Below are 15,682 nucleotides of genomic sequence, written 5' to 3'. Positions count from 1 at the left end.
GCGATGGCTTATGCCTGCCCTGTCTTGCCACTGTACTCTCCCCCGATCTTGCCGGAATTTTTTCGGGACTGTACTGCAATTGCCGGTCGGGGAAAACTGCTATCTGGTCAATAGCGCCAGTGCGGGCTAGGTCTTGGGGAACAGATTTTCAGGAGTTCGCAATGAGCAGTCTAATCCCGATCCAGTTTCAGGCTTTTGACGTCGACGTAATGACGCAGGCTGAAGGCCGCGTTGTCATCATCATATCGCCGGACGGCAAGATGAGCCCCGCCGTTCGCCGCGCGAACCGTCTGACTCGTGGCACCGTGGCGCGTCTGGTTGAAAGCGACCGCTTTGCAAAGGTTAAGTCAGGGGATGTGCTGTCGCTTGCTTGGCCAACCGGCATGGCGGCCGAGGCGCTGGACATTCTGGTTCTGTCGCGCCGTCCGGACGCGGCCGAGGCCCGCCAGGCCGGTGCAAAGCTGGCGAAACTGGCCGACAACCGGGATGTACTGCTGATGGCCGGTAATCAGGTTCGGGCCGAAGAGCTGGCGCTTGGGATCGCCCTGCGCAGTTACGATTTTGATGCGCACAAGTCGAAAGAATCCGAACGCACCGCCAGTGTCACGATTAGCCACCAAAAACCGGATGAGGTTGAGGCTGCGTTTGCACCGCTTTACTCCATTGCGGACGGGGTGCGGATGACGCGCGATCTGACCAACGAACCGGCCAATGTTCTGACCACGACCGAATTTGCTGACCGTCTGGCCGAGATGAAAGACCTTGGTCTTGAGGTTGAAGTGCTGGAAGAAGACAAGCTGGCCGAACTGGGAATGCGCACGCTGCTGAGCGTTGGGCAGGGCTCGGTCAGCCCGTCCAAGGTTGTGGTAATGCAGTGGAACGGCGGCAATAAAGGTGACGCACCGCTTGCCCTTGTCGGTAAGGGGGTTGTGTTCGACACAGGCGGCATTTCACTGAAGCCCGCCGGTGGCATGGAAGATATGACCATGGATATGGGCGGTGCGGGTGTCGTCGCTGGCACAATGCGCGCGCTGGCCAAACGCAAGGCCCAGGCCAATGTGGTCGGGCTTGTGGGGCTGGTCGAGAACATGCCCTCGGGCAACGCAACGCGCCCGGGTGATGTAGTCAAGTCGATGAAGGGCGACACGGTCGAGATCATCAACACAGACGCCGAAGGCCGTTTGGTCCTGTGCGACGTTATGTGGTACGCGCAAGAGCGGTTCAGCCCCGTGGGCATGGTTGATCTGGCCACGCTGACGGGTGCGATCATTATCGGGTTGGGCCACGAAAACGCAGGGGTGTTTTCGAACAATGACACATTCTGCAACGCCTTCCTGAAAGCGGCTGGGGCTGAGGACGAGGGTGCCTGGCGGATGCCTTTGGGCAAGGCCTATGACGACCTGCTTAAGTCGCGCATCGCCGATGTGAAGAACGTGGGCGGACGGCCTGCGGGCTCGATCACAGCGGCGCAGTTCCTGCAGCGCTTCGTGAAAGAGGAAACCCCGTGGATTCACCTTGATATCGCCGGCGTCGCCTCGGTCGCGGCCGAGACATCCTATGCGCCGAAAGGCGCAACCGGGTGGGGTGTGCGCGCACTGAGCCGATTTGTGCAGGACAATTTCGAGTAAGTCCGTGGGTGCCGTCTATTTCTACCACCTGACCCGCAAGCCGCTGGAACATACTTTGCCGGTTCTTCTGGACAAGGCGCGGCAGGCCGGGTGGAAGATCGCCGTGCGGGGTACCGATCCCGCGCGGATGGACTGGCTGGACGAAAGACTGTGGCTGGGGCCGGATGAAGGGTTCTTACCCCATGGTCGGGCAGGAGGCCCGCATGACACCAAGCAGCCCATTTTGCTGACGACCGAGATGCAGGCCGCCAACGGACCGTCCTGCGTGATGGCTGTCGACGGCGCACCTGTCGAACCGGATGAGGTGAACGCTTTGGAACGTGTGTGCATACTTTTTGACGGCAATGACCCGCAGGCGGTTCAACATGCCCGGGGGCAGTGGAAAGCGTTGACCGGTGCTGGATGCGCCGCCAAATACTGGTCCGAGGAGTCGGACCGATGGGAGATGAAGTCCGAGGCGTAACGCCTTTTCTTCAATGATATTTCAGGAGATTGACAGATGGAAATGAAGCCCTTGGGCCGCACGGGTATCATGGTCACCGACCTGTGTCTGGGGACCATGACCTTTGGCACCCAGACCACCGAAGCCGATGCGCATACGCAGATCGACATGGCACTGGACGCCGGTATTAACTTTGTCGATGCAGCTGAGATGTATCCGGTGAACCCCATATCGAAAGAGACTGTCGGGCGCACAGAAGAGATACTGGGTAACTGGAACGCCGCGCATCCGTCCCGGCGGGCTGATTATGTTCTGGCCACTAAACACTCGGGGGCCGGTTTTGCACATGCGCGAGATGGCGCGCCGATCTCGGGTCAGACAATCCCCGAGGCGATCGAAGGGTCGCTGCGCCGCCTGAAAACGGACTGCATCGATCTGTATCAGTTCCACTGGCCGAACCGGGGCAGCTATATGTTCCGCCAGAACTGGACCTATGCGCCGTCGGGCCACAACACCGACGAGGTGCTGGACAATATGCGGGAATGTCTTGAGGCGCTTCAGGCGCAGGTCGACAAGGGCAATATCCGCGCCTTTGGCCTGTCGAACGAAAGCGCTTGGGGCACCGCGCAGTGGTTGCGTCTGGCTGAGAACGGAGCGGGTCCCCGAGTCGCTTCGGTGCAGAACGAATACTCGTTAATGTGCCGGCACTTCGATACGGATATGGCCGAGCTGAGTGTTCACGAGGATGTGGGTCTGATGGCCTTTTCGCCTCTGGCTGCCGGGTTCCTCACTGGAAAGTACCAGGGTGGCGCGTTGCCTGAAGGGTCGCGCATGTCATTGGTACCAGAAATGGGCGGGCGGCATCGAACGCGTGCTTTTGATGCGGTTGGGGCTTATCTTGAGGTTGCCGCGCGCCATGGACTGGACCCTGTGCATATGGCGTTGGCCTGGTGTCAGACACGCCCATTCATGATGTCCGCGATCTTTGGTGCAACATCAGTCGAGCAACTTGCCCACATCCTGAGCGGCAAGGACCTGCAGTTGTCGGACGAGGTTTTGGCGGACATTACCGAGGCGCACCGCGCGCATCCAATGCCGTTCTAGGGGGCTCTGCCCCCGCCGCGCGTGCCGCGCGACTCCCCCGGGATATTTTTAGCCAGATGAAGGGGGATCCAGCTCAGTGATGGGTGGGGTGCGTCCGGTCTTGTCGCAGATCGCGGGCAGACAAGCCGTGGGCGGTACGGAAGGCGCGGGCGAAACTGGATTGTGAGCCAAAGCCCGTAGCAAGCGCCACATCCATCAGAGGCATGTCGGTGTCGGTGACCAGACGGCGCGCCTCGGCCAGACGCAGTTGCAGGTAGTGGTCTTGCGGTGTGGTGTTGAGGCGCAGGCGGAACTGCTGCTGTAGTGTGCGGGGGCTGGTTCCAAGGGTCTCGGCGATATCGGCAAGCGGCAAGGGTTCATCCAGGGACGATTCCATCAGGCTGTTGGCTTTGGCTGTCAGCGCCGTGTGGCGGTGCGGTGCGCCAATGCGGCTTTGGGGTTTTGTCGGGGCAGGGGCACCGTCATAGAGGAACAGACCAGACACCCGCGCGGCAAATCCCGCCCCGTGCCGGGCGGCGATTATGTGCAGCATCATTTCAACGGCTGGAATGGCCCCGCCGGATGTCAGGCGATTGCCCGAGACTGTGAAACGGTCAGGGCGCACGTCAACCTCGGGGAACCGGTTGGCAAAGTTGTCCAAATCTTCCCAATGTGTGGTGGCGGCATGATCGTCCAGAAGACCAGCTTCGGCGAGCAGCCAGGGGCCGCCGTCTATGCCAGCGATGGTTGCGCCGCTGCTGGCAATGCGGCGCAAACCGGCCAGCAGGCTGGGGGTGGCGTGGCGCGCCAGTTGGAACCCGGCAACCACGATCATCAGATCGCAGCCCTGCAGGCGGGCCAGGGGAATTCCGGGAACGGTCAGCGCGCTGGTCAGCATCGCGGGTTCTGGTGTGGCGGTTACATAGTCCCAGTCAAAGGCGGGGCGATCTGCCAGGCGATTGGCTGCGCGCATCGGGTCAACGGCCGAGGCGAAGCTGAGCGTGTTGCATTCGTCCAGCACCAAAACCGCTGTTTTCAGGGCGCGGTGTTCGGGCTGCAGTATGTTTTTTGCGGATTTCATCAAGTCTGATTCGCATTCTGGCAAGTGTTTTCACAAAGCTGCGTCAGACTCGGGCCCGAAAGCAAATCGGAATCCGGGGAGAAGTCTGGGGAAAACTCAAGGCAAAACCGGGTATAACTTGGGGAAAACGTCATGCCTCTGGAAATGAACCGCGAAGTCTTCATCACCTGTGCCATTACTGGATCAGGTGGAACGCAGGATCGCAGCCCACATGTGCCGCGTTCACCGCAGCAGATTGCCGACAGTGCGATTGCAGCAGCCAAGGCCGGGGCCGCCGTTGTCCATTGCCATGTGCGCGACCCGGAGACCGGAGTCCCCAGCCGCCGTCTGGACCTGTATCGTGAGGTTACGGACCGCATTCGCGACGCTGATGTGGACGTTGTGCTGAACCTCACCGCCGGGATGGGCGGGGACATCGTGTTTGGCGGGGTGGAAAGCCCGTTTCCGGTGGCTGAAGGGACAGACATGATCGGCGCCTCCGAGCGTGTGGCGCATATCGCCGAATGCCTGCCTGAGATTTGTACCTTGGATTGCGGCACCATGAACTTTGCCGAGGCGGATTATGTCATGACCAACACGCCCGGTGCACTGCGGGCGATGGGGCAGATGATGACAGACATGGGCGTTAAGCCCGAGATCGAGGCCTTTGATACCGGCCATCTTTGGTTCGCCAAGCAACTGGTGAAAGAGGGGGTGCTGGAACCCAACGCTTTGGTTCAACTGTGCATGGGTGTGCCATGGGGCGCGCCGGATGATCTGAACACCTTTATGGCGATGGTGAACAACGTGCCGGATGACTGGACCTTCAGCGCGTTTTCGCTGGGGAGAAACCAGATGGCTTATGTTGCGGCCTCGGTGCTGGCGGGCGGCAATGTGCGCGTGGGGCTGGAGGATAACCTGTGGCTCGACAAGGGTGTGCTGGCCGAGAATTGGCAGTTGGTAGAGCGTGCGGGGACCATCATCGAAAATATGGGGGCGAAAGTCATTGGGCCTGCTGAGGTGCGCGAGAAGCTTGGTTTGACCAAGCGTGCGCCTGTGGCGGAGTAGGCATGGATTGGGGGCCAGCCCCCAAACCCCCGGAGTATTTTGGAAAAGATGAAGTTTGGGGCGTGATATGACAAACACGGCGGCAATCATTGGTGGTGGCGTGATCGGCGGCGGGTGGGCCGCGCGGTTTTTGCTGAACGGTTGGGATGTGCGGGTTTTTGACCCTGATCCTGAGGCCGAGCGCAAGATCGGGGAGGTTCTGGACAATGCGCGGCGGTCGCTGCCGGGGTTAAGTGATGTGCCGTTGCCGCCCGAGGGCGTGCTGAGTTTCCATGACGACTTGGCCGATGCCGTGCAGGGCGCGGAGTGGATTCAGGAAAGCGTGCCCGAGCGGTTGGACCTGAAGTTGAAGGTTTACAAGGGGTTGCAAGAGGCGTGTGATCCGGGGGCGATCATCGGGTCGTCGACCAGCGGATTCAAGCCTTCGGAACTGCAAGAAGGTGCGCTGCGGCCTGAACAGATCGTGGTGACGCATCCGTTCAACCCGGTTTATCTGCTGCCGCTGATCGAACTGGTGCCGACCGACAAGAACCCGACAGAAATGGTCGAGCGCGCGCAGGGGCTGCTGAAATCCGTCGGTTTCTTCCCTTTGCACATCAAGAAAGAGATCGACGCTCATATTGCAGACCGCTTTCTTGAGGCCGTCTGGCGCGAGGCGCTGTGGCTGGTCAAGGATGGCATCGCCACCACCGAAGAGGTTGATGAGGCGATCCGCATGGGGTTTGGCATCCGCTGGGCGCAGATGGGCCTGTTCGAGACCTACCGCGTGGCAGGCGGTGAGGCCGGGATGCGGCACTTTATGGCGCAGTTCGGGCCAGCGCTGAAATGGCCATGGACCAAGCTGATGGATGTGCCCGAGTTCACTGATGAGTTGGTCGATATGATCGCCGAACAGTCGGATGCGCAGTCGGGTATGCACTCGATTCGTGAATTGGAGCGTATTCGCGACAACAATCTTGTGGGGATGATGCGGGCGCTCAAGGCGCAGAACTGGGGTGCGGGGGCGGTCCTGAACCAACACGATTCCGTGTTGAAGCCCGGTGCCCTGCCAACTATCGACCAAGCCGACCTGAGCCAGCCGATTCTGACCGTCGCGCGCGCGGTACCTTTGGATTGGACGGACTATAACGGCCACATGAACGAGGCGCGGTATCTTGAGGCCTTCGCGGCCGCCACTGACCGGTTCATGGAGATCATGGGCTGTGATGCGGACTATATCGCCTCGGGCGGTAGCTATTTCACCGCCGAAAACCACATTCGGTATATCGACGAAGTACATGCGGGCGCGAAGATTGAGGTGCGCACGCAGTTGTTGCTGGGGCAGGGCAAGAAGCTGCATGTTTTCCACAGCATGTATGAGGGTGACAAGCTGCTGGCCACGGGCGAGAGCTTCCTGCTTCATGTCAGTCTTGAGACCCGCCGCCCCAGTGCTCCGTCAGCCGAGATTGAGGCAGCGATGGCCCGGATTTCCGAAGCGCAGGCCGCCTTGCCGTATCCCGAAGGCGCGGGTGCTGCGATCCGCAAACCGTCATGAGCGGGCGTGTTTTGATTACAGCCGGCGCTTCGGGCGTCGGTCGGGCCATGGCCGAAGCGTTTGACACGGCGGGTGCGCAAGTCTGGGTGGCGGACCTGGATCCCGAGGCCCTGTCGCATTGCCCGTCGCATTGGCGAAAGTCCGAAATCAACGTGGCTGAGGAAATCACCGTCGCGGATATTTTCGCGAAGATCGAAGCCGAGTGGGGCGGGTTGGATACGTTATGCGCCAATGCAGGCGTTGCCGGGCCGACGGCCGTGGTCGAGGACGTGGCGATTGAGGATTGGCGGGCGTGCCTGTCCGTTAATCTTGAAGGTGTGTTTCTGTGCGCGAAGTACGCCGCGCCGATCATGAAGCGTCAAAAAAGCGGGGCTGTGGTGATCACATCCTCGACTGCCGGACAATACGGATACCCCAATCGCGCGCCCTACGCGGCGGCGAAATGGGGGGTGATCGGACTGGCCAAGACGCTTGCCATGGAGCTTGGGCCGTTTGGCGTGCGTTGCAACACGATCTGCCCCGGCGCTGTAGAAGGCCCGCGCATGGAAGGTGTGCTAGAGCGTGAGGCGGCGGCCAAGGGGATGACCCGCGACCAAGTGTATAACGGCTACGCGTCCGGCACTTCGATGGGCCGGTTTGTCGAGGGACGGGACATCGCGGATATGGCCGTGTTCCTTGCCTCGGATGCGGCACGGCTGGTGTCGGGGCAGGTGATCGCCGTGGACGGCCACACCGTCAACCCCGATCCAAAACTCTGACTATCCCTGATTTGGCCCGCGTATTTGGCGGATGGTCTGACGAACCGCCTGCCAGTCCTGCGCTTGCTGTATGTTTCCGGCGGCTTGGCATTCGCGCATTTTAAGCGCGGCTTCGGCCTCGGCCCGGTCACCGTGCGCCGAATAAAGGGCGCGTGCGTATTGTGCGGTTTGTAGTGCGTCCATTCCTGTGGTCCTCCGTCTGTGGTCGGAATGCCCGTAAGTTCGCGCCAATCGACGATAACACAGGTTGGAGGTTAACGCATCCTTTCGCGTAACGACTTCAGGTGGCATGGAAAATCCCGCGCGGTCACGTCGGCCTCGCGGACCAGTGTGTCAAAGTGGCGCGTGAAGGTTTCGATACGATCACGGTCTCGGAACGCCATATAATGACTTCCGGCATAAAACACACACAGCAGCGGGCCAAATATCGTGACGGGCGCAGAATAAAGTCGCTTTGCATCAAAAAGATAGATGCGCATTCGGGGGTAAAGTTGTTCGCACAAGGCAAGCAGATGGTCGATCTGTTCCCGACGCGTCTGAAGGTCCAGTCCGTGATAGTAACCGGTCGCGTTAGCAAAGCTGTCGATTTCAAACAGCGGCATCGCGACTTCGTAGTCTGATTGTGCCTGGCGCATCCAGGTCAGGCGGTCTTCTGACGCCCCGATTGCTTGATCTGCTGTTCTGCCCAGATGCGGCGCGTATTCCCATTCCAGCACTGCGCGGGTTTTCAACATGTCAGGCAAAGTTGCTGGAACATAACGGATTTTGTAGCCTGCAGCCTCTTTGTGCCATTCAAATATCCGTTCATCCACAAGGGCGCGTGGCGCTTCTGTCATGGTGAGCGAGCTTGCCAGTAACTCTGCCGCGCTTTCAGGGCGGTCAGAAAGGCTCAGCAGCCAATCCGCCGACACACCCAAGGCCGAAGCGCAACTGCCGACCACATGCGCGTTCGGCAGCCGAGCGCCATCGAGCGTCAAAAGCTGCGACACAGTTGAACGGTCCACTCCGATCTCACGTGCCAGCGCGCTTTGACTGACCCGCCTTTCTTCCATGGCGCGAGCAAGGCGCTGTCGGAACTGTGCTGCGCGGTCTCGTTTGTCGATTTTATTCTGCATATGTTTGAAAATATCACATTTGATGAATTTTGTTAATCATATTCAGAATTTTCAACCTGACCTCTTGTCCGTAATTCTTGAGACATAACAAGAATATGGGTGACGGAATGGAAACACGACGAAGATCGGTCGTGAAGGCGGTGCTGTGGAATGCGATGGGGCTGATTGTCATGACCCTTGTTGGGTTGGTGGCAACTGGGTCCGCTGCAATCGGCGGGACATTGGCGATTGTGAACACCGCGATCGGTCTGACCTTGTACGTAATTTATGAACGCGTTTGGGCTGGTATCACGTGGGGTCGCAATGTCTGAGCGTGAGGGGCCCGAGTGGATCACCTTCGCGCTGATTCTGACATGTTATGCAGCTTGGCTGGGTGTGATTTTCTACGCGCCTTTATGGGTGGCAATCCCGGCGATGGGGTGTGTCGCCGCCATGCATTCCTCACTGACGCATGAAGCGTTGCACGGGCATCCATTCCGGCAAAACTGGTTGAACGAGGCTTTTATGGCCCTGCCGTTGACGCTGTTCATTCCGTATCAGCGTTTTCGAGACCTGCATCTTGCCCACCACAGGGACGCAACCTTGACCGACCCGTACGACGACCCGGAGTCGAATTACCTCGATCCGAAGGTCTGGGGTCGTCTACGCGGTTGGCAACGGCTGTTGCTGTCTGCGAATAACACTCTGCTGGGGCGTATCGTTCTGGGCCCGGCGATTGGGCAATATGTCTTCACGCGGGATGAGCTGCGCGCCACCTTTCGCGGTGACCGGAATGTTCTGAGGGCGTGGGCGCTGCATCTTGTCGGAGTCGCTGTTGTTCTTGGGGTCGTTGCGCAGTCCGGTATGCCGATTTGGGCCTATGTCACGTCTGCATATATCGGGTTGGGTCTGGTTAAGATCCGAACTTTTCTGGAACACCGGGCACACGAAGATGCAGGTGCCAGAACCGTCATCGTCGAAGACCGTGGTCCGCTGGCGTTTCTGTTTCTGAACAATAACTTGCACGTAGTTCATCACATGAACCCTGCCGCGCCCTGGTACAAGCTGCCATCTTTGTATCACGAGGGGAAAGACCGCTATCTGGCCAGAAACAGCGCCTATGTGTATCGCTCTTACGCCGAAATTTTCCGCGCGTTCTTCGTGCGTGCGAAGGACCCGGTTGCGCATCCGCTCTGGCCAAGGGATTGATTTAAGGCCACAAGGGTCGGCATGAGCCTTTGGATTCCCGTCACTCTCGCGGCTGCTTCGTTTCAAACCGTTCGCTTCATGCTGCAAAAATCGCTGAGTAGCGTGAAGCTGAGTGCGGCTGGCGCGACATTTGCGCGGTTTGCGTATTCGATGCCTCTGGCGGTGCTAGGGTTGGCTGTGGCTTTGATGCTGACAGGGTATGGCCTGCCGCATCTGACCGCCAAATTTTGGCTGTTCGCCGTGGTTGGCGGGACAACTCAGATTCTTGCGACAATCTGTGTGGTCGCTTTGTTCAAGCAGCGCAATTTTGCCGTTGGGATCACCTTCAAGAAAACCGAAGTCATCCAGACCGCCATTGTGGGTTTTCTGGTCCTTGGCGATCAGGTGTCGGCGGGGGCGTTTGCGGCGATCATTCTGGGGCTGACGGCGGTTCTGTTGCTGTCGAAAAACCCCGGCGGGGATGGCGCGTGGTGGAAACACCTGACCAATCGCGCCTCGCGATTGGGGCTTGGGTCGGGTGTTCTGTTCGCGTTTTCCTCGGTCAGTTACCGCGGGGCTTCGTTGGAATTGGGTGATATCGACGCGTGGTTCCGGGCGCTGGTGACACTGGCTGTTGTGGTGTCGTTCCAGTTTCTCAGCATGGGGCTTTGGCTTTTGTGGCGGGACCGGGCCGAATTACGGGCTGTCTGGGACACGCGCCGGACCGGAGTATTTGTCGGCCTCACCAGCCTGAGCGGATCATTTTGTTGGTTTCTGGCCTTCACATTGCAGAACGCGGCATATGTCAAAGCGCTGGGACAGGTCGAGTTGATCCTGAGCCTTTTCGCTTCGCTGCTGTTCTTCCGCGAGACCATCACCCGGCGCGAGATCGCCGGGATGACATTGCTGGGTGCGTCGATAGTTGTGCTGGTGTTGTCGATTTAACCGGCTCGGCGCTCATCAAAGCTGAGTGCGATAAAGCTGGGCATATGATCGCCCATTCCTACAACATTCGCGCCACCACCGTCGCGACGATTGCGGCCCCTGGGTTCTTTTTCCCTTTTACGGTCGCTCTTTTTGCTGTCGCTTTTCTTTTCATCCGACGGCTTGGCTTTTTTCTCTTGCTTGGGCGCGTCCGACTTCGGCTCGTCCTTGATCGGGTTGTCGATCCGGGGGATTTCCTTTTGGATCAGCTTTTCGATTGCATCCAGCGCCTTTTCGTCGCGGCCCGAGCAGATGGTGATTGCCTTGCCCTCACGACCGGCACGACCCGTCCGGCCAATCCGGTGAACGTAATCTTCGGCATGGCCGGGCACGTCAAAGTTGAACACGTGGCTGACCGACGGGATATCCAGACCCCGCGCAGCCACATCCGAGGCCACCAACAGGCGCAGCGACCCGTCGCGGAACCCGTCCAGCGTTTTCATACGCTGCGACTGGTCCAGATCACCATGGATGGCGGCGGCGTTATAGCCGTATTTCTTCAGCGACTTCGCGCAGATATCCACATCCGTCTTGCGGTTGCAGAAGATGATCGCGTTCGTACATTTGTCGCCTTCGGCGTCGATCAGTGCGCGCAGGACCTTGCGTTTATTGCTGGCCTCACGGTCGCGGCGACCACCTTTGAACATGACTACGCCCTGTTCGATTGTTTCAGACGCCGTCGCCTGACGGGCAACCTCGATGCGGGCAGGGGCTGACAGGAACGTGTCGGTAATACGCTCGATCTCAGAGGCCATGGTGGCCGAGAAGAACAGTGTCTGGCGGGTGAATGGGGTCAGCGAAAAGATGCGCTCGATATCGGGAATAAAGCCCATATCCAGCATCCGGTCAGCCTCATCCACCACCATGATCTGAACGCCGGTCAGCAACAGTTTGCCACGTTCGAAATGGTCCAGCAGACGGCCGGGCGTGGCGATCAGAACGTCGACGCCACGGTCGATCAGCGCCTCTTGTTCCTTGAAGCTGACGCCTCCGATCAACAGCGCCTTGGTCAGTTTCAGGTGCTTGGTATAGGTGTCGAAGTTTTCGGCTACCTGCGCGGCCAGTTCCCGCGTCGGGCACAGCACCAGCGATCGCGGCATCCGCGCACGTGCGCGGCCACGGGCCAGCAGGGTGATCATCGGCAGAGTAAAACTTGCGGTTTTCCCGGTGCCGGTCTGGGCGATACCCAGAACATCCTTGCCCTCAAGCGCAGGGGGAATTGCACCTTCCTGGATCGGGGTGGGGGTTTCGTATCCGGCTTCCTCAATGGCTTTGAGGACCTTCGGGTTCAGGTTCAGTTCGTTAAACTTTGTCATGTATGTCCGTTTTTGCGGACACTAGACCTGGCCCGCGCGTCAAAGGAATGCCGGGTCCGGATGACCATACGCAGCAGCGCGCATTTCGGCTTGGGCGGGGACATAACAAAAACGTCGATCAGCGTCAAATGAAGACACGTTAACGTAACGGCGGTCCGTGATAGTCTGGATTTCGCGCAACAATTCAGGCGGTTCCGGGGAAGTGTTTCGCGAGCTTTTCGTCCAGATTGAACGGGCGATAGCGGATCAACCCATGTTGCTTCAATCGCGCGTAAACCTCGGGGTCTGTACCGCTGATTTCATCGTAAAACGCGCGAAGCCCGGTTTCGCCGCCTTCGGTCATTATCCAGCTCAGCAGTTCGTTCATGTTCAACCCGCCCTGTTCGCGTGGCACGTTCGGGGACATTCCGGCCCTGTATGATCCGCTTTGCATCCGAAATAGGACATGCGCCCGGAAATGATCCCAGTCAGGCGCGTGGCGGTGGCACAGGTCGATTCCGGGTAACTCGGTCTTTACCGGGCACATCTCTCCGTTCTGAAACAGGTTGTGGATGCGGAAATTGATCTGGGGCAGGCCGGTACGCACGAAGAGCTTGCCCTGAACGTGGCTGAGGAATCCACCCAGAACAAATGCGCCGTAATTCGGATAAAGCGTTTGCATAATCCCGTCGCGGCCCTGACCGGTAGGAATATAGGCCTTGTACTGATCCTGCGTGCCCCCGACGGGTTCAATCGGACGGACACGAACCGCGGGGACGTCATCCGGAATCTCTGCCAACTGTTCATCAACAGGGGTCTGGGTCCACAGGAATTCGTCCAGATCAATATGAGTCAGCCAGTCAACTTGTGCCTTTCGATAAGTAAAGCTGGCATTTGCGGTCTGTCGCACCTGATGCGTATCGGGCCTTTTGCGTTGCCTGTAGGCCCAGAACCTTGTGTCGCAGATGCGGACCTCGACCATCGGATGGCGAATTAGCACATTGAAGGCGTCGGGGCAGGGCTCGTCCAGAAACAGAAAGATTTGATCGGCCCCAAGATCGAGGTGGTAGGCCACAAACCGCAGGATGTCCTTCGCCGTTCCCCGAACAGTCGATACGATGCCCCAAGTTGTCACTGCCGCGCCCTTTGCCGCGCCGCCCGCATCTCTCGCATTAGTTTCAGGCGTCGGAACACAGTGCCGGGGTCCGCGTTAAGCCTGTTCAGAAGATGATTGGCCAACGGCGCTATGGTTGGGTCGGTCAAAGCTTTGGACCAGATCGGCGCAATAAGGTTGATATCCAGACCACCACTATCCAGCGAAAACCCCTCCATCCCCATTGGCAGGGCGGCATCGACTTTGTGTCGCAGCCGAAAGGCATCCGAGGGTGGGTGGCCGGAAAACAGACGTTCAAACTCATACAGTTTGACCAGACCAAACAACATGCGCAAGGCATGACCGACCTCACGTTGGGTCGGGGTCATGCCGTGATCTGCAAATGTCTGCACCGAGGATACCAGCCAACGCAGGTCCAATACCTGCAACAGATGCGCCGATTGCTCGGCCCAGAGGCGCTGAAACAGGGTCGGGCATTGTGTCGGAAAATCCCTTTTACGCAGGTTTGCGATCAACTGAGCGTTCAGGAATGCCAGTTCGGTCGAGCCTACGAATTCTTCCGCGATCCGCGCCCGTTTTCGCGCCCAAGATGTGTTGGGCGACCCCGGACCCAGCCGCGCCGCATCCTCAGCAACGATCTGAACAGTCAAAGGCTCCAGAGCAGCATCAGCAGGCGGCAGCGTTTCAGCGCCAAAGTCGAACGGGGCGCGGCGGCCCTCAAAACGGTCCAGGACGCCTGTCAGACCGTCGGGATAGGTCAGGTCAATCTCGTTCATGCCCAAGAGATTGCGGCGGGGTGTTTGCCACTGCAATCAAACCATCATTTCCTTGGTCGCCGTCAGGTTCAATGCCGGATAGTCCCGCACCACCCGGTCGATATCCCATTGCAGGCGAGTCAGATAAACGATGTCGCCGTCATGGTCGTGCGCGATGTGCTGTTTGTTGGCGTTGACGAATTTTTCAACCTCGATCTTGTCACCGCTGACCCAACGGGCCGAGGTGAACTGCGACGCCTCGAACCGAACAGGCAGGCCGTATTCCATCTCGATCCGGCTGGCGAGCACTTCGAATTGCAGAGCACCGACCACACCTACGATAAAGCCAGACCCGATCGAGGGTTTGAACACTTTGGCTGCACCTTCCTCGGCGAACTGCATCAAAGCCTTTTCCAGATGCTTGGCTTTTAACGGATCTGCCGCGCGGACGGTTTGCAGCAGTTCCGGCGCAAAGGACGGAATTCCGGTGACGCGTAGCGCCTCGCCCTCGGTCAGGGTATCACCGATGCGCAGTTGCCCGTGGTTGGGGATGCCGATGATGTCGCCGGCCCATGCTTCTTCGGCCAATTCCCGGTCCGAGGCCAGAAACAGCACCGGGTTCGAGATCGCCATGGGCTTTTTCGACCGTACATGAGTCAGCTTCATGCCGCGTTTGAAATGTCCCGAGGCCATTCGCACAAACGCTACGCGGTCGCGGTGCTTGGGGTCCATATTGGCCTGCACCTTGAAGACAAAGCCTGCGACCTTCTTTTCATCCGGCGCGATCTGACGCGGTTCAGCCGATTGAACCTGTGGCTGCGGGCCGTATGCACCGATGCCTTCCATCAATTCCTTGACGCCGAACGAGTTAATCGCCGAGCCGAACCAGATTGGGGTCATATGCCCCTCAAGCACTGCCTGCGGGTCGAGCTTGGGCAACAATTCGCGCGCCATTTCGACCTCTTCCAGCAGTTTCTCCAGCAGATGTTCTGGGACGTGTTCGGCCAGCTTGGGATCGTCCAAACCGTCGATCTGAATGCTCTCGGCCACTTTGTTGCGGTCGGCGCGGTCCATCAGTTCCAAGCGGTCGCGCAGCATGTCATAGCAGCCGATGAAATCGCGCCCCACGCCAATCGGCCAGGCGGCGGGAGTGACGTCGATGGCCAGCATCTCTTGAATTTCGTCGATGATCTCGAACGTATCGCGGCTTTCGCGGTCCATCTTGTTACAGAAGGTCAGGATCGGCAGATCGCGCAGGCGGCAGACCTCGAACAGTTTCTGCGTCTGGCTTTCCACACCTTTCGCGCCGTCGATCACCATCACAGCAGCGTCTACAGCGGTGAGCGTCCGATAGGTATCTTCCGAGAAATCGCTGTGACCGGGTGTATCAACCAGATTGAAACGGAAGTTCCCATAGTCGAACGACATTGCCGAAGCGGAAACCGAGATACCGCGATCCTTTTCCATCTGCATGAAGTCCGAGCGTGTGCGCCGCGCCTCACCTTTGGCGCGGACCTGACCGGCCATCTGGATCGCGCCTCCGTATAGAAGGAACTTTTCCGTCAGCGTCGTCTTGCCCGCATCCGGGTGCGAGATGATCGCAAAGGTCCGGCGACGGGCGATCTCGGGCGGCAGGGAGGGTTGGTTCGAGGTATCAAGCATAATCGCGCGTATAGGCG

General features: G+C 59.0%; 16 protein-coding genes. 9 read left to right on the top strand and 7 right to left on the bottom strand.

The features are described from left to right. The first annotated feature begins 161 nt into the window (after window positions 1-161). From GOX73_RS05550 to GOX73_RS05540, 3 genes are read left to right on the top strand one after another with little or no spacing between them, the layout of a single operon-like run. Window positions 162-1,628: a leucyl aminopeptidase gene (locus GOX73_RS05550; protein WP_171124721.1), complete on the top strand. Its 1,467-nt coding sequence runs from the start codon at window positions 162-164 to the stop codon at window positions 1,626-1,628. 4 nt (window positions 1,629-1,632) lie between these two features. Continuing rightward, window positions 1,633-2,091 carry a DNA polymerase III subunit chi gene (locus GOX73_RS05545; protein WP_171124723.1) on the top strand — a complete coding sequence of 153 codons (459 nt, stop codon included), beginning with the start codon at window positions 1,633-1,635 and terminating at the stop codon, window positions 2,089-2,091. A 36-nt stretch (window positions 2,092-2,127) separates the two neighbouring features. Beyond that, entirely contained in the window at window positions 2,128-3,174 is a 1,047-nt protein-coding gene (locus GOX73_RS05540; protein WP_171124725.1) for an aldo/keto reductase, read from the top strand. 73 nt (window positions 3,175-3,247) lie between these two features. Here the strand turns inward: GOX73_RS05540 and GOX73_RS05535 are convergent, their stop codons facing one another. Continuing rightward, window positions 3,248-4,234 (bottom strand): GlxA family transcriptional regulator, encoded by a 987-nt coding sequence (locus tag GOX73_RS05535; RefSeq protein ID WP_171124727.1) that lies wholly within the window; start codon window positions 4,232-4,234, stop codon window positions 3,248-3,250. Between the two features lie 132 nt (window positions 4,235-4,366). On the opposite strand from GOX73_RS05535, the gene GOX73_RS05530 reads away from it, so the two are divergent. The 3 genes from GOX73_RS05530 to GOX73_RS05520 all read left to right on the top strand — a co-directional run bounded on the left by GOX73_RS05530 (window position 4,367) and on the right by GOX73_RS05520 (window position 7,573). Continuing rightward, window positions 4,367-5,281, top strand: a complete 915-nt coding sequence (locus GOX73_RS05530; protein WP_171124728.1) for a 3-keto-5-aminohexanoate cleavage protein — start codon at window positions 4,367-4,369, stop codon at window positions 5,279-5,281. A 67-nt stretch (window positions 5,282-5,348) separates the two neighbouring features. Further along, complete coding sequence (locus GOX73_RS05525; protein WP_171124730.1) at window positions 5,349-6,815, top strand: carnitine 3-dehydrogenase; 1,467 nt, start codon at window positions 5,349-5,351, stop codon at window positions 6,813-6,815. Next, window positions 6,812-7,573: an SDR family oxidoreductase gene (locus GOX73_RS05520; RefSeq protein WP_171124732.1), complete on the top strand. Its 762-nt coding sequence runs from the start codon at window positions 6,812-6,814 to the stop codon at window positions 7,571-7,573. Before GOX73_RS05525 ends, GOX73_RS05520 begins: the two co-directional genes overlap by 4 nt. Here the strand turns inward: GOX73_RS05520 and GOX73_RS05515 are convergent, their stop codons facing one another. Together GOX73_RS05515 and GOX73_RS05510 are read right to left on the bottom strand one after the other, a co-directional pair. Continuing rightward, on the bottom strand, window positions 7,574-7,756 hold the full coding sequence (locus GOX73_RS05515; protein WP_171121641.1) for a hypothetical protein: 183 nt from the start codon (window positions 7,754-7,756) through the stop codon (window positions 7,574-7,576). A gap of 71 nt (window positions 7,757-7,827) precedes the next feature. After that, window positions 7,828-8,688: a helix-turn-helix domain-containing protein gene (locus GOX73_RS05510; protein WP_171124734.1), complete on the bottom strand. Its 861-nt coding sequence runs from the start codon at window positions 8,686-8,688 to the stop codon at window positions 7,828-7,830. A gap of 107 nt (window positions 8,689-8,795) precedes the next feature. On the opposite strand from GOX73_RS05510, the gene GOX73_RS05505 reads away from it, so the two are divergent. Genes GOX73_RS05505 through GOX73_RS05495 form a run of 3 tightly spaced genes read left to right on the top strand, consistent with a single transcriptional unit; the run spans window position 8,796 to window position 10,800 of the window. Beyond that, window positions 8,796-8,999 (top strand): DUF2061 domain-containing protein, encoded by a 204-nt coding sequence (locus tag GOX73_RS05505; protein WP_171121639.1) that lies wholly within the window; start codon window positions 8,796-8,798, stop codon window positions 8,997-8,999. Then, window positions 8,992-9,876, top strand: coding sequence for a fatty acid desaturase (locus tag GOX73_RS05500; RefSeq protein ID WP_171124736.1), 885 nt, complete (start codon window positions 8,992-8,994; stop codon window positions 9,874-9,876). The genes GOX73_RS05505 and GOX73_RS05500 overlap by 8 nt, the downstream gene beginning before the upstream one ends. Before the next feature lie 21 nt (window positions 9,877-9,897). Continuing rightward, the gene (locus GOX73_RS05495; protein WP_171124738.1) at window positions 9,898-10,800 is read left to right on the top strand and encodes a DMT family transporter; all 903 of its coding nucleotides are present in this window, start codon (window positions 9,898-9,900) and stop codon (window positions 10,798-10,800) included. Here the strand turns inward: GOX73_RS05495 and GOX73_RS05490 are convergent. From GOX73_RS05490 to GOX73_RS05475, 4 genes are all read right to left on the bottom strand, one after another. Next, on the bottom strand, window positions 10,797-12,155 hold the full coding sequence (locus GOX73_RS05490; RefSeq protein ID WP_171121636.1) for a DEAD/DEAH box helicase: 1,359 nt from the start codon (window positions 12,153-12,155) through the stop codon (window positions 10,797-10,799). The two genes, GOX73_RS05495 and GOX73_RS05490, sit on opposite strands and share 4 nt — an antisense overlap. A 184-nt stretch (window positions 12,156-12,339) precedes the next feature. Next, window positions 12,340-13,269: a glycosyltransferase family 2 protein gene (locus GOX73_RS05485; protein WP_171134813.1), complete on the bottom strand. Its 930-nt coding sequence runs from the start codon at window positions 13,267-13,269 to the stop codon at window positions 12,340-12,342. Then, window positions 13,266-14,060, bottom strand: a complete 795-nt coding sequence (locus GOX73_RS05480) for a hypothetical protein (RefSeq protein ID WP_171124742.1) — start codon at window positions 14,058-14,060, stop codon at window positions 13,266-13,268. Before GOX73_RS05480 ends, GOX73_RS05485 begins: the two co-directional genes overlap by 4 nt. Next, a complete protein-coding gene (locus GOX73_RS05475) occupies window positions 14,061-15,665 on the bottom strand; it encodes a peptide chain release factor 3 (RefSeq protein WP_171124744.1) in 1,605 nt (534 codons plus the stop codon). Window positions 15,666-15,682 lie beyond the last annotated feature (17 nt).

This window comes from Ruegeria sp. HKCCD7221, assembly GCF_013031225.1.
In the GTDB taxonomy this organism is placed as follows: domain Bacteria; phylum Pseudomonadota; class Alphaproteobacteria; order Rhodobacterales; family Rhodobacteraceae; genus Ruegeria.
This window is presented reverse-complemented; position numbering and strand designations above follow the sequence as displayed.